Source organism: Paenibacillus rhizosphaerae, from assembly GCF_014192015.1.
Taxonomy (GTDB): domain Bacteria; phylum Bacillota; class Bacilli; order Paenibacillales; family Paenibacillaceae; genus Paenibacillus_AQ; species Paenibacillus_AQ rhizosphaerae.
Map to the genome: position 1 here is coordinate 1 of NZ_JACHXJ010000016.1, position 14,184 is coordinate 14,184.

Here is a 14,184-nt window from a genome sequence, read left to right on the forward strand (position 1 = left end):
GGCTCTAACCTGAGAGGAGAGTTAATTATTAATAAACATTTTATAAGCAGCTTTGTGTTCGCGCTTTTAGGTGTAGTACTTATATTTGTAGGCTTAGCAAAAGGATGAGCTCTGGCAATACAGTTTTCTAAGCCTCCTAACGCTCAAGCGTGGATTACTTCAAATGGACTAATGAATGCATTCACTTACACACCTGTTGAGTTGTCAGTTGCCATAACCCTTTATGTTACGTTATCAGGAGACATTTGTTTAAGATGGCAGCTGGCATGATGGTCAGCTGCCGTAAGCTTGATAATAAAACGTAAGCACGTTATATCCTTGCATAAATGCTTGCAACCGCCTCTCTTATTAGGACGTAAAAGGGATAAAGCAGAAAGGATGAGCGCATATTTATACCCGTGCGGTTTTATTCCGAAAAATGATAACACCTAGTTCTATTTTCTTCGTCTCCGTGCTCCTCGTGTCCGTCTTGACGGGCTTCTTTTCGAGGCCCTATTTCACGGACCGCGTTTTCTACCTGAATGAGGATGCATACAAATTCTCAAGGGAGCAAGACAGTCTAGTCACCTATCATAGCAGTACAGCCGGTCCCATCCAAGTACGCACCGACGACGAGTTGCACCGCACTTTGATCATCGGCGAGCAGTCCTATGCGATTGCGGATAAAAGCGTCCCTTACTCGACCAAGTTCCGCGTGACCTATCCGAACGGCCATGTCTACAGCGTCGAGGATAATAATGGCATGCTCTTGAGCTATGATGACAAAGGCAATATCGTCATGGTTATTCATACGTACGTCAACGGCGAGCGGATCAAGGAGGAAGGGGAAGAAGATTTTCCGCCGTCGGCGCTCGTAAGCGCGGCTTACTCCGATTATCATGTCAAACGAGGCATGCCAGGGTTTCTGGTTCTTGCCCTCGGCTTGTTGATCTTTGGTTGGTGCAGCTTCCGGTACCAAGCCTTCCAGAACTTAATGTTCCGTCTATCTCCACAGCGGCTCATGTACGAGAACCCCGAACCGAGTGACTTCTATTATTTCATTAGCAAGGTCGGCGGCATTGTCGTGATGATCGGTTCGATTTTCGTCGCTTTCAAAGCTTATTAGGCGCATGTGGACCGTTGCGCCGACTGCCGCCCATCCACCGAGCGATGTATGGGCGGCTATTGACGAACTAGGCGGCGAGTGGTAAAGATCATCGGAGGATATTGGCTCCTGGATATAAACCGAATGGAAGAGTTGAGGAAACACTTTTTCTCCGGAGGACAAGATAAATAGCTAGTTCATTGCGCTAACGGGAAACGATAGCTCAATAAGAAAGAATACACGGCAGCAGGTGAAAAGGCTGCCGTTTTCTCAACAACCGGGGAACATAACAAAATCGACTTGGGGCGCGAAAGTGAAGATTTTTTTCTGCAAGGCAGATATGTTTTTGCCAGGATTGGCATCATTAAGGCGGACACCGGTGAGGAATGCATAAGAAGTACGGAAAATGGAGGGATAACGTGCGGAACAGCGTAGGAGGCTTACGTGAAAAGATGAGAGCCGAACAAAGCAATGAAGCGGACGATGTGCTTGTCTGTCGCGCTAGGGCAGGCGATCAAGAAGCTTTTGGTGAATTGGTACGCCGTCACCGAGCCAAAGCCTACGGATTTGCATATTCGATGTCGCAGGACACCTATTTAGCCGATGATATAGTCCAGGAAGCTTTGGTCGGTGCATTTATACGCCTCGGCAGCTTACTCGAGCCCTCGCGTTTCGGGCCGTGGTTGCAACGTATTGTTCGGAACCAGACATACATGCGCCTTCGTCGTGGTGGTCCCTACGGCAAAGAACAGCCTCTTTCTAGTTATAATCCATCTAGCGGTGAAGGCAACTGGGGAGACGCTGAAGCCGTGTTGTTTCACCTGACTCGGTCGGTCTCGGTAAGACAGGATCTAACCCCTGAAGAGCGTCTTGTTCGTGAAGAAATGCTTCGCGGTCTACGGGGTATGTTACACTGTCTCAGCCCACGAGAGCGGGACGTGTTTGAGGCGCATTTTTACCGGCAGCTGCGACCGAAAGAAATCGCTGAATTGTTTCGAATGACCGTCACGAACGTAAACAACCATCTCTTCCGTTCTCGTATCAAGCTGCAACGTGAGCACATCCGAGTCCATATTGCCGGATACGTGCAATTCCGTCGGGCTCTTGGAAAGCCCAAAAAACGGATACTGGACGAATTCGGAAATCGATTTTAATAAAAAGGAGTTTTGGGTCATGGCCAATGAGGATTGGAAGACGGAACTGCGAGGGACCTGGACATCAGCGGGGCGTGCGGTGCATTGGGCAATAGTAAAGAAAAGGGAGTTAAGCCTCACCGAATTTATGGGGTACTCGAGTCATGCGTTCCGCATAAACATCAATGGAGACAATGTCGATGTCGCCGGTCCAACCGGTTATGAATGGGAAGACATTCTGCCGAAGGGATTGTTGAATCTAGGATTCCGGTGTAAATGGTTGCGTACTCCAAATTTTACACCGCCGACACCTGAGATGCTTGCCGAAGCACTTGAAATGATCCAAGACAGCATTGATCGGGGAATACCTGCTGTCGGGTGGGATTTGCTTATACCGGAGTTCGGGATCATATACGGATATGATGACGGCGAGAATGTACTTCATGTGAAGGACCCACGGGGGGATGGAAAGCTTTCCTATGAAAGACTTGGTCGAGGACAGGTTACCGAGATGTTTGTGCTCACTCTTACAGATTCGTTTGATATTAGTAAAGAAATGATGCTTTCCGGAGCACTCGATATGATCATTGACCATGCCCGTAGGCGTCAGCACAACTACGATTTGCCGAAATATGAAAACGGTCTAAAAGCTTACGAAGCATGGATTCGAGCGTTTACAAACCGGACTGTAGATGCATTTGGTAATTCTTACAACACGTCGGTTGTCTATGATGCGCGTAAGCATGCTTACCGCTTTTTGCGCGGTCTAGCCATCGATTGGAACGGAGTAACCACTTTGGAACAAGAAGTACGGAAACACTCGGAATGTGCGGCTGAACATTACGCGGTTGTTGAACAATCGCTAGGGGTATTAAATGAAATGTTTCCTTTCCCGGACGGAGGAGCTCCCAACGATTCCGTGCATGCCGAACGAGCAATTGCTAGGCTGAATGCGGCAAAAGCAGCCGAAGAGAAGGGCTTGTTGGAGCTTGAGACTATGCGTGAACTGCTTACGGCGAAACAATGGGTTAATGGGAAAGCACGCACATTGTTAAGCTAACGGGGAACGTTAGCTCAAGAAAAAGGAGTATTCGCCGGCGCCAGCTGCTCCTTTTTTATACTGCATATTTAAACGTGCAGGCTTCACGCACGTAGAATTCGTCACCGATTTTCACTGCGAAATCTGTAATTTCAAGGATTTTCCCGCTGCCGATCATTTCTTGACCGGTAAAGACAGCCACAGGGATTTGCTCTATCATGGCGGTATGGAAATGAATCGGGGAAGTCAGAAGCTTCATAAATCTTTTGCTTTTCATCATGTTTCACCTCACCCCAAAATTTTACCATATTTTAACAAATATTGGGCAAAACAAAAAGGCCGCCCAAAAGGACGGCCGGGAAGAGGAGAAACAGATGCTGCTTATAGGAGCATACCTAAATACCATTTTGGGTAATCTTGGTTGATTCTATACCTCAAAATAAAAGAAGACCCTGCCAGCACGTAGCCAGCAGGGTCTTCGTCATTCCTGATTCTTGTCCTTGTTATTTATCCGGATAACCTTTTCCCGCCTCCGGATTGCTCACGATCCAGAGGACAACCCGAAGGCAATCGCGATTAGCTGAGATGGCTTTTGTCGTGAGTGGATCTAACCTCGGTGTTTTTTCCAGTCGGCCACCAGCAATTGAATTGTTCTTTGATTACATACGGCAAAAGTCCGACGGAGAATGTTAACTTCAAAATAACCTGCCTTAAATGGCAGGTTTTTCTTTGTTTGTTAGACCTAATTTTTCAGCTCTCCTGATAATCTCAAGCAAATTCCTCATGTCCTCGGTAACATCTGATGGCTTGGAATTCAACTGCTGTTCTAGTTCAACATTTCTGTTTTGCAGGCTTGAGATGATCGTTCTCATGCCTTCAAGTTGTTCTTTCAACGCCTGTAGCGAGCTAATTACTTGGTCTATATCGATCTCCGGTACGTATGTTTTAACAGAGGGGATCGAAACGGAGAGTTTAGGGTGTTTTTTAAGAACGCCTTGAGCTTGTTTTCTTTTTAATTTTGCTTGATTAATTTGTTGTTCATATTTCTTCCGTAGGTTAGAATTCCATCTAAATCCACATGCAGCCGGTGTTCTGTTTGTTTTTTTCGCAACCAATTTAAAAGCATTTAATTGTGTTTCACCCTGTTCTATACAATTTATTACTGTTTCAGATAGACAAATATCGTCTTCCAATGTCCAACCATCTTGTCTTTGCATAGGAATGACCCCCAATAAATGTGCTATTAACATGTTTATCCAAAATGTCGATACGTTATGCAGATTTCATTTTACATTGCGGTGGTTTGAAAAAAAGGAAGGTTATGAGTGGAACTCGAAACTCCAAAATTGAACTGGAGTTTTCAGGTAATGTATAACTGGCCGGCATCGCACGCGAGAAGGGAGTATCTTTGGCTATCTCGGCGAGGGATCCAAATGGTAGCCTTCGGTACATCGGGACGACGTTGCGCGCTTGTTACTTTTGGCGATGGAGAAGGCGCCGGCGGAATCGGTGCTGCACGGTGTCGGCGAAGACCTATGTTTCCATGCAATTACATTAAGCTAACGGACAGGTTATAGGATCGAGGTCGAACTTGGTTCGGCATAAAAGTGGTATTTTCTATGGTTCCAGAAATCTATAGTTAAAAGGTAAACGAAAAGGATGGAGGTGAGTAAAAATGTATAACAAATTCAAAATTAGCCCTGACTCAGAATTGATATACCTCTATAAAGTACATCAAATTCGAATCAAAGATAAAGCTGAATTATTAATGAATAGCCACTGCCCCGATTTGGAAATGCAAATTGAGTACCACACTGATGATTTAATGAAAATTAAATACGAGTTAATTTTAAGAGGAATTGACTTCAAATCGCTTCATTAGCGGCTATTTTGCCGTAAAGGACAAGAACATGGACCTATTGCCGATTAGATAAGTTTCTAACAAACATACTACCGACCCAAGTGTTGGATCGGTAGTACATGATCGTGAAGTGTGGGAAGTTAGCTGCCTCGAATTTGGCTCCAAATGGTCACCATGTCGATCCAGCCTCGATGCTCGTCTCTTTGTTTAATCGGTACAAGTTCTTGTAGAGCCGCGTGTCGGGGGACAAGAACATGGTCCCATTGGAAGTCGCTATTTTAGCGGCTTTTTTTGTTTTATCGGTACAAGTTCTTGTCCCGAGTCGAGGACAAGAACTTGTACCTTTTGCCGTAATGGACAAGAACATGTTCCGATTACCGATTAGATAAATATCTAACTGAATTTTAAAGCTATTCATTAAGCTAACGGGTAGTTAAACTCAATATAGAAAGTGTGATAAATGTTAATATTGGGAAGGTAGGGGGGTGTGAATATGTATAAGTTTATATTAGGAGTGGGAGTTTATTTTTTTGCAACTTTGCTTATGAGTTATTACTTTGTAGGGATTAGCTTAATAAAGTCCATACAGATGGCATCTCTTATTACAATAATACATATTTTAATTCATTTTATAGATAGGCTCTACAAGAGGAAAACTAATAAATAATGGAGAACGATAATTGGGTAAAATCATGAGGAAGTACTACAAATACTCAAATACGCGGCTGCCGTATGTTGTCGAGGGACAAGAACATGATCCCATCCGACAGGCGGGAGCTAATCGGGGATATGCTCGTGGCTCTGTACAGGCGATTATCTACATGCCTTAGATATCATCCTAAGAATTCACCGCGTATTTCCATTCCTGGTCTTATTGGACGTTACTCTGGAAGAACTTGTAGCTTTACGTATTGAACTACAGGGAGACGATAGTTGAATACCATAAATGGATGAGGAGCGCTGCAGCAGCCTACTCATTTTATTAAGCTAAAGGGCAGGTTAACGCAATTGACATTATAAAAATAAGTCTAGTTCCTCTCCTTAGTGAGGAGTTTCCCACCTTCACGGACGAACGTTTGTTTGTTATAATTTAGTAAAAATGGGAGGTTCGCCACTTGGACAGTTCAAATATTGTTATTGATTTGCTATTAATTAAATACAAAGCGGATCAGAAATGGACTCGCATTGTGATTGAGCAATTATCCGAAGAAGATATTTCCTGGTCACCGACGCCTGAGAGCAACAGCATAGCTAATTTGATAGCGCACATATATGGGGCAGCACATTATTGGTTTGATGCCGCTTACTACGGCGCTCCATTGAATGAGTACAGGAGCATTGAATTCAAACGAGGGTTGCAAATGTCGAAAGATCAAGCACTGGATATTTCGAAGAAGTCATATGATTCTATTATTGGGGTTCTCGAAATGATGAAAGCAAACCCTGAACGACTGCTGGAACAGCCGTATTTACATTACCCGCCATTCGACTCTGGTGCATTGAATAATCAATGTACCGTTCTAGAAATGCTATTACATCAATTCAGACATTTACCAAGTCACACAGGACAAATCATATATATAGCAAAAATGAGAAAGGGGAATTTAGTGTGGGACTGAAACTTCGTTCTGCGTATTTAACCATCACTGTCAGTAACTTCAATAACTCTGTAAAGTGATATGGGGATCATTTTGGTTTTAAAGTAATAAATGAAGATCCTAATTACATAGAGGTGCAAAATGACCCCGGTATTAAAATTCTGTTCCAGCAAAATGACTATAACCTGACTTCACAATTCGACTATCCGGATGGTGCAGCACAATCATCATACGGGTTTATGGTCGATGATGCAGAATTCGCGTATCGGTATTGCAAAAAAATTGGAATCAGGGTAGGGGGAATTTTTTGAATATCAGGGACAATCATTTTCATTCTATGACCTGGATAGAAATTTCATTGAAGTTTGGAGCTTACCAAAGGTTATAGTTAATGAATTGAACTAACGGGAAACGATAGCTCAATAAGTAAATGAAACATGTTACAGGAAGAGGATGATATTCTTGAATGCAGAGGATATAAAAGACGTGATTAACAACTTTCTCAAAGAGGATTTAGTACAACGGGGAAATAAGGAAACTGTCGTTCGTAGCGGCTCTTATTGCAACGGGAAAAACTACAAAACGCTCACTACCGCGCGACGCAAGATGAAAATGTCAAACTTTGTTTTGATGGGTCTCGATCTACATACCTTCCTGATAAAGAAAATGACCCCTGGAAAAGGGGTCTTGGTCTAGGTCACGAATATGATATATTACTGAAAGTTCAATTGAATTCCTATGAATGGGATATTATGCATTGCAACAACCCTGCAGAAATTGAACAAGATGTGCCGGATGTATGCTTAAATTATCCGCTATTCTATAGATGAAAGGAGGTCGTTGGATGAATATGCTCGAAAATTTGAACGGAGCATTAGAATACATCGAACAGAATCTTGAGAATGAGATTGATGAACATGAGTTAGCTAAACGTGCTTACTGTTCGATTTTCCATTTCAAAAGGATGTTTTCTTACTTGGCAGGTATTCCGCTTCAAGAATATATTCGTCGCAGACGTCTCACGCTCGCAGCATTTGATTTGCAAGATAGAAATCTCAAAGTGATCGACATCGCCATTAAGTATGGTTACAATTCACCTGATGCATTTACTCGAGCTTTTCACGCGTTACATGGCATTACACCAACAGAAGCGAGAATTGCCAACCGTTCACTAAAAGCATTTCCTCCGATGATCTTTCGATTATCTATAGGAGGTCGTGAGCCAATGAAGTTTAGAATTGAGCAAAAGGACGCTTTTCGAGTGATTGGGGTAAGTAATAGAGTTACACCAATAGATTATGGTGAACATCCTGGTGTGGAAGAGGTTTGGAAATCGACTGATAACGAAACGTATGCCCAACTGAAATCACGTAACAATGTAGAACCGTTCGGAATTTTGCATGTGAGCTTCGGTGAAGGAGTACGTGTGAAGCGTGATTATGATTATTACATGGCAGTTGCTTCAACAGAACCCTGTCCAGAAAACCTCTCGGAGTTAATTGTGCCAGCTATGACCTGGGTAGTATTTGAAGTAAAGGTTCCTTGGGAAAAGGAGAAATGGCACCGCATTTATGGAGAATGGTTTCCTTCCTCAGGATACGAGCAAGTTGAGGGTCCAATGATACAAGTCGGCCCTGAAATCGAGGTGGGGTTAGAAAAACAGGTGTATACCGAAGAAAAAGAAGTTGAGTTATGGATTCCTGTTGTTAAAGTCCGCTAGAAATAGTTGGATCTAAAAGAGCGACCATGCTTTCTGGAAGGGCCATCCCGCAAAGGATGGCCCTAAATCTTGCCGTTACAGACAGCGTGGAGAACCGTAGCCTTATACATATTATCTGTGTAATCGTTGATTTCATCTCGTGACATGCGCAAGCGGGCCACAGGAGAACCATATCCAATTTACGCTCTGATAATGGTCAGATTTATGGATTTATTGTCGAAGGACAAGAACATAGTCCCATTGAAAGTCGCTATGTTAGCGGCTTTTTTGTTTTATCGGTACAAGTTCTTGTCCCGAGCCCAAGACAAGAACTTGTACCGATTGCCGTAATGGACAAGAACATGAGCCGATTACCGATAAGATAAGTATCAAACTACATTTCACTGCACTAGTTCATTAAGCTAACGGGCAGGTTAGATACAACGGTTATCGGGGACAATGGAAAGCAAAAAAACGCAACCTTGAGATAAATCCGATGGAGGTTAACCCCTTGAAGCGAATAGGACTTAGATTCATAGCCTTGTTTTCGGTCTTCTTTATCGGAAACCTTATTCTAAACGTGATATTTAAACCGGATGTGGATGTCGGTACTGCATTTTTAGTCTCATTTGGTGCCTCAACTGGCGTGGCTTTAGTTGAATATTACTTATTGAGAAAGAAACGCAAAGGCGATGATTAAGCTAACGGGAGACGATAACTCAATAAAGAATTTGAAGGCAGCTGGCTGCTTGTACATGAGTTTGAAGACTTTTTGATGGCGATAACTCCTAAGACACCCTCCCCATGATCACATGATAGGGGCTGTTTGATTCTTACGGATCAGATATAATATTGCCTTTGTTATCGATTTTGTTATTTTCTTCGATCTCGCAACAAAGCTAGAGAATGGCCGTCTATATGATCAGTGTTACGTAAAGAGAAGGCGGCTCGGCCCAATCGGCTGAAGGCTCGAAAGTTTATTTTTTGGAGGTGCGGTTATCGATGAGGAGGAAGAAAAGCGTGAAGCGGTGGTTGCAGGCTTCTATCGCTACTGCCATGCTGTTGGCTGCGACTCAAGCGTATAGCGAAGCGTCTGTACATGCTGAACCAAATGGTGACAGCATTCAAGGCTATACGGAGAATCCGGAGGATCATGTTATGCTAGAACCCGGGTTCGGCTATTATAACTATTTTATGAGGCCGATGGCTGAGCAACTATACTTACATAGCCCGGTCACCGCGTTTTTGCCGACCCGGTTGCCCGATTCGGCTTGGCAGTATTACGGCTACAAGAGCCGGCTGACATCGGATGGGTACGAAATCGTAGGTTATCGGACTCCGGAGCTGCAAGCGGTCAAAGACACGCTGCCGGTACCTGCAGCGCCAGCGGCTTCTGCGCAAGAGTTGCAAGCTCCTAATGTTCTGTTTCGGCTGAAGGCGGGACAATCTGGATCGGCCAAACTGCAAGTTCCTTCGACGGCCTCACTCCTGCTCAATAAAGACGGATGGAATTACTATGCGGAGGGAACGGCTGCGGGGCAAACGTCGCAGGGTGGCGGCAATTCGCAGGCCAATCCACTTTATCAAATGTTTAGCGGTTTAGCGAAATCAGGCGCACCGGTAGCCGGCGCTAAAGGCACAGTACTTGTAACGGGACAGGGGACTTCTACCGTCACCTATGCTGCGAGTTGGACGGTGGATGGTTCCACGTTCTACTCCTTTGTACTAAAAGGAGCGGCTCCGTCCGATTTTACATCAATGCTGACAAGCTTCCGGCCGGATATAAATTTGCTGGATTATGCAAGCGTCATTTTGCTTCCGGTGGACACGCAACTTAACCTGCAAATCGGACGCGACCTCATGTTTAAGCCCTATGAAAACCAATTTATACAGCTAGCTCATAAACCGGCTGTTTACAACGGCTCCGTCTTCCTGCCGCTGCGGGACATCGTGCATGTGATCGGCGGTGAGATCCAGTACGTGACCAATGAAGGAGCCGTCTATTTATCGCAAAACGGTTGGCATAACGAGTTGAAGCTGAATTTGAAGACAGGTGAAGTCGATCGCAGCGGCAAGAAGATCGCCACCCTGCCGATACGGGTTGATGCAGGCACGACGCTTGTTCCGCTCCGTTTTATGACCGAGCAGTTCGGCCTGCCGATCGATTACGACGCCGCGCTCAAGCAAATTACGGTTCATTATAGCCACTGGGCTGTGAACTATCGGCTGTTGCAAACGAGCGATCAGGCAGATTATCCGGTCTCCGTGCTCAGCGTCGGAGGGCCTTCCTTTACGTACAGCAACAGCCGCTACAGCTCGACCGGTAGCTGGAATGGCTGGAGTTACGTGCAGCACAAACCGCCCGTTGGCTATAACAGCCTCAAATATAACGTTGCCGATATCAGCATTGCACTGCTTCCCGGCGACAACGAGCTTGTGCTGCAAGATTTGCAGACGAAGCAGGTCATAACGAACGTGCCGATTAAGGCTGATCTTTCGCCGGATAAAATTCCGTTTCGGTACAGCGGTATCCCGTATTATGACGGCTTGAAGACGGAGCTTAAGCTGCAATCTGCCGACGGCATCGCTTGGCCTGCAGGGTATGCAGAGACGGACGAATCCGGCTATGTAGACATTCAGGGCAAGCTGAAGGGGCTTTCCTTCGATTCGCTGCGTCTCAGCTACCATATGGACAAAGTTGACAGTAAGGCCCTCACCGTTCCGGTGAAGGACGGCGCTTTCTCGTATCGATTCAAGCCAGGGAAGGGGCCCGGAACGTACTATATAACGCTCTACAACCCGCCGAATTCACTGCCGAAGACCGATTTGGCGGCGATCGTAACATTTGTTATTGTGGTGAAAAGTTAGCTCGATTTTGCATACCTGTAGATATCCTATGAGCGAAAGTATGGGATGTAAGATAGAAGTGCAGTCTTTTTGGAACCACAACACTGCATTTGCCGATGAATTAGCCCTTGACGCGAAGCTACGGGGTGAACCGAATACTCAACATCTAGTGTGTGGTGACGGATTACTAATCCAACTCCTCGCGCCTATCCAGGTTGACATGTAACGGTTACGCCAAGGGTAAATGATAGCTCGATAAAGACAGTTGAAGGCAGCCGGCTTCTTGTGATCGGCTGTCTTTTCTAAACTAACCGGCAGATTACTGGAAATGACTTTTCTCATTTAAGGGAAACCTTATCTTAAAAAGTGAGGTGAAAAATGAATAGGAAATTGTCCGTGTTGCTCGTTATCTGCCTTCTGGTTTACGGCTTTGCTACTATTGCTGAGGGGTCTACATCTAAAGTATCCCGAAGCAATTCTCATGCGCAGGTGTTTAGGTTGACTGCAAATGATGTTCAAACAGCGTATGTAAAATGGGGGCCTGGATTTTGCTGGACGCTGAATAGTGAAGAAATTGATGCGCTTATCATCATGTTGCGAAAAGTAAGGAAAGAAGACATCAAACCATATCATGGTCCTTTGCCAAAAGGAGGACCATTTCAAGTAAGCATAACGACAAAATTAAATGAATATTTCACTTTTACGGCTGGTGTTGGTGGAGAGGGGTATGTCCTTTGCTCTCCATTGGAGAGGGTGTATATTCCGGAGTTTGGTGAATTCATGAAACCATTTATCGTTCGAAGAGCCAGTGAGGCTAAGAATCACACGTATTAAACGTTAAAGGAGCTGCCAGTGCAGCTCCTTTACTTCTGTACAAAAGACCGAATATTATATATACCCTATAAACACGAATGGGGGATTAATGGTTTAACAGGTTTAATGGCAGGAGACGGGAAACGTCAGTAACGCGGATTATAATCAAGTTCAGGGGCTTCTGGTACAGCCGATCCGGAATCCTCGGGAAGACTTGCAGAGCGTGTTCATTTACCGGCGTGACGGTCAAATTTTTTCAAGCTCTATTTATAATGCAAATATTAACTACCAATATGACTTTCAGAGCTCAGAATGGTACCGTAAATCGGTTGAGGCGAATGGGAAAGTAGTGTTCATGGGTAAGGCGAACGATCCCCTGTCGAGGGACAAGAACATGGTCCCAATGAAAGCCGCTATTTTAGCGGTTTTTTTGTTTATCGGTACAAGTTCTTGTCCCGAACCAAAGACAAGAACTTGTACCGATTGCCGTAAAGGACAAGAACATAATCCGATTACCGATTAGATAAGCATCAAACTACACTTCACTGCACTAATTCATTAAGCTAACGGGTAGGATAGTTTAATCAAATCATCGTCATGTCCCACGGAAGGAGAGGTGCATCATCGGAATGGAGACGGGGAAAGATCACGGTGATGAAGGGATCGGAGCTCCTTAATACTTCTCCGCCCATGGGGTTCGATTATGATCCATATATAGGCTTGCTTTTTGTTGCACATCCAATCGGTACAAGCTCTAGAAACTTGAAATACATTTTCGACCGTTGAAAACAAAGTCTTTTTTATGATTTTTGGAAGAGATTTAAAGCGATTTCGGCAATTATGTGTATTATTTGGAAGTTATTATCAGGTTGCGGACGTGTTTTCTTCTATCTATATTGGGAAATTCAATTGCATATCAACGGTTCAGCAAAAAATGTTCAAGGAGAGGTGGAATTGAAGAACCTTTTAGTTCATTACGTTCGTCCTTTATGGATAACAATTCTAATCGGACTTATATTATCGATCATCGGAACACTTCTTAGCGTTGCGCAACCCCTTGTTATCAGAAATCTCATAAATAGCCTTTCAAAAGAATACTCTTCTTCGCTTCTACTGAACGTTGTTCTGCTTATTTCAATTCCTATATTGGCGACAGTTATTTCTTACGTTCAAACTTTTTTCTTATCTGGTGTAGGGCAAAAAATCACACAAAAACTTCGTGGTGATCTGTTTAATCGTATGTCGGGGTTGCATACGGAATATTTGGACAAAACCCCTCCGGGTAAAATGTATCAATTCATCCAGGATTCAATTATTGTCGGAGAAGGCTATATTGATCGGGAATTAGTACCCGCCATTTTATCTTTTTTTACCTTATTATTTATCTTTACTTCTATGTTCTGGATGGATATCTCTCTAAGCCTAGTTATCATGGCATGTGGATTAATTACAGTTTTATTAACAGCATTAACGGGAGCAAGGGTAAAAAGTGTTGAAAAAAAATATGTTGATATAAGATCAGAAAGTGCCGGTTATCTTCAGGAATCTCTAGAAAATATCAGGACCATTCGTCTTTTCGGAGGCAGCGATAAAGAGCTTAAAGTTTGGAAAGACTGGTTGGCACTAGATCGTCTCTATTGGATGAAGAGAAGACTGATTGGTGATTTTAATGAAAAAGGCATTCTTATTTTATTCCAATCACTGTGTTTAAGTATCGTCATTATATATGGTTACATAAAAATTCGCCATGGAGTTCTCAATATTGGAAGTATTGTCGCATTTTTAGCCTACGTACCTATGGTGTTTCAATCGGTTTCGAGTTTACAAAGGGTGCAATTGGGTACGAAAAGAGTCAAGGTTGTCCTTGACCAAATATATAGCATTTTTAACACTCCAGCAGAAAATTCAGGTACCTTGAAAGTATCGTTAGAACAAAAGGAAATGGGCATACGTTTTGATCATGTCGATTTTAATTATCCAAATCGTAGTGAGGGTCTAACCAATGTTAATTTCAGCCTCACCCCCGGTTCGACGACTTTAATCGTTGGACCAAGCGGTGTCGGAAAAAGTACGATTATAGATCTCATTACTGGTTTGTATGATCCCCTAA

At 43.9% G+C, this 14,184-nt stretch carries 12 protein-coding genes; 10 read left to right on the top strand and 2 right to left on the bottom strand.

Annotation, left to right across the window (positions count from 1 at the left end; translation table 11 throughout):
• The first annotated feature begins 418 nt into the window (after window positions 1–418).
• The 3 genes from FHS19_RS34405 to FHS19_RS34415 all read left to right on the top strand — a co-directional run bounded on the left by FHS19_RS34405 (window position 419) and on the right by FHS19_RS34415 (window position 3,277).
• Entirely contained in the window at window positions 419–1,105 is a 687-nt protein-coding gene (locus FHS19_RS34405; RefSeq protein WP_183587985.1) for a DUF6199 family natural product biosynthesis protein, read from the top strand.
• A 431-nt stretch (window positions 1,106–1,536) separates the two neighbouring features.
• Window positions 1,537–2,238 carry an RNA polymerase sigma factor gene (locus FHS19_RS34410; RefSeq protein ID WP_183587987.1) on the top strand — a complete coding sequence of 234 codons (702 nt, stop codon included), beginning with the start codon at window positions 1,537–1,539 and terminating at the stop codon, window positions 2,236–2,238.
• Window positions 2,239–2,257: 19 nt separating this feature from the next.
• On the top strand, window positions 2,258–3,277 hold the full coding sequence (locus FHS19_RS34415) for a hypothetical protein (RefSeq protein WP_183587989.1): 1,020 nt from the start codon (window positions 2,258–2,260) through the stop codon (window positions 3,275–3,277).
• 55 nt (window positions 3,278–3,332) lie between these two features.
• Here the strand turns inward: FHS19_RS34415 and FHS19_RS34420 are convergent, their stop codons facing one another.
• Complete coding sequence (locus FHS19_RS34420) at window positions 3,333–3,536, bottom strand: hypothetical protein (RefSeq protein ID WP_246426975.1); 204 nt, start codon at window positions 3,534–3,536, stop codon at window positions 3,333–3,335.
• A gap of 430 nt (window positions 3,537–3,966) precedes the next feature.
• Entirely contained in the window at window positions 3,967–4,473 is a 507-nt protein-coding gene (locus tag FHS19_RS34425) for an RsfA family transcriptional regulator (protein WP_183587991.1), read from the bottom strand.
• A gap of 1,759 nt (window positions 4,474–6,232) precedes the next feature.
• On the opposite strand from FHS19_RS34425, the gene FHS19_RS34430 reads away from it, so the two are divergent.
• The 7 genes from FHS19_RS34430 to FHS19_RS34460 form a co-directional block, all read left to right on the top strand.
• The gene (locus FHS19_RS34430; protein WP_183587993.1) at window positions 6,233–6,736 is read left to right on the top strand and encodes a DinB family protein; all 504 of its coding nucleotides are present in this window, start codon (window positions 6,233–6,235) and stop codon (window positions 6,734–6,736) included.
• Window positions 6,737–7,177: 441 nt separating this feature from the next.
• Window positions 7,178–7,411 (top strand): hypothetical protein, encoded by a 234-nt coding sequence (locus FHS19_RS34435; RefSeq protein ID WP_183587995.1) that lies wholly within the window; start codon window positions 7,178–7,180, stop codon window positions 7,409–7,411.
• A 148-nt stretch (window positions 7,412–7,559) separates the two neighbouring features.
• Window positions 7,560–8,435: an AraC family transcriptional regulator gene (locus FHS19_RS34440; RefSeq protein ID WP_183587997.1), complete on the top strand. Its 876-nt coding sequence runs from the start codon at window positions 7,560–7,562 to the stop codon at window positions 8,433–8,435.
• Between the two features lie 490 nt (window positions 8,436–8,925).
• Window positions 8,926–9,114 (top strand): hypothetical protein, encoded by a 189-nt coding sequence (locus tag FHS19_RS34445; protein WP_183587999.1) that lies wholly within the window; start codon window positions 8,926–8,928, stop codon window positions 9,112–9,114.
• Between the two features lie 320 nt (window positions 9,115–9,434).
• Window positions 9,435–11,282: a copper amine oxidase N-terminal domain-containing protein gene (locus tag FHS19_RS35585; RefSeq protein WP_183588001.1), complete on the top strand. Its 1,848-nt coding sequence runs from the start codon at window positions 9,435–9,437 to the stop codon at window positions 11,280–11,282.
• A gap of 357 nt (window positions 11,283–11,639) precedes the next feature.
• Window positions 11,640–12,095: a hypothetical protein gene (locus FHS19_RS34455; RefSeq protein WP_183588003.1), complete on the top strand. Its 456-nt coding sequence runs from the start codon at window positions 11,640–11,642 to the stop codon at window positions 12,093–12,095.
• Between the two features lie 933 nt (window positions 12,096–13,028).
• On the top strand, window positions 13,029–14,184 hold a 1,156-nt coding region (locus FHS19_RS34460; protein ID WP_183588005.1), incomplete at its 3' end, for an ABC transporter transmembrane domain-containing protein.

Excerpts from the sequence above, each read along its gene's own strand:
- FHS19_RS34405 (WP_183587985.1), top strand. The coding sequence starts at position 419 with ATGATAACACCTAGTTCTATTTTCTTCGTCTCCGTGCTCCTCGTGTCC.
- FHS19_RS34410 (WP_183587987.1), top strand. The coding sequence starts at position 1,537 with ATGAGAGCCGAACAAAGCAATGAAGCGGACGATGTGCTTGTCTGTCGC.
- FHS19_RS34415 (WP_183587989.1), top strand. The coding sequence starts at position 2,258 with ATGGCCAATGAGGATTGGAAGACGGAACTGCGAGGGACCTGGACATCA.
- FHS19_RS34420 (WP_246426975.1), bottom strand. The coding sequence starts at position 3,536 with ATGATGAAAAGCAAAAGATTTATGAAGCTTCTGACTTCCCCGATTCAT.
- FHS19_RS34425 (WP_183587991.1), bottom strand. The coding sequence starts at position 4,473 with ATGCAAAGACAAGATGGTTGGACATTGGAAGACGATATTTGTCTATCT.
- FHS19_RS34440 (WP_183587997.1), top strand. The coding sequence starts at position 7,560 with ATGAATATGCTCGAAAATTTGAACGGAGCATTAGAATACATCGAACAG.
- FHS19_RS34455 (WP_183588003.1), top strand. The coding sequence starts at position 11,640 with ATGAATAGGAAATTGTCCGTGTTGCTCGTTATCTGCCTTCTGGTTTAC.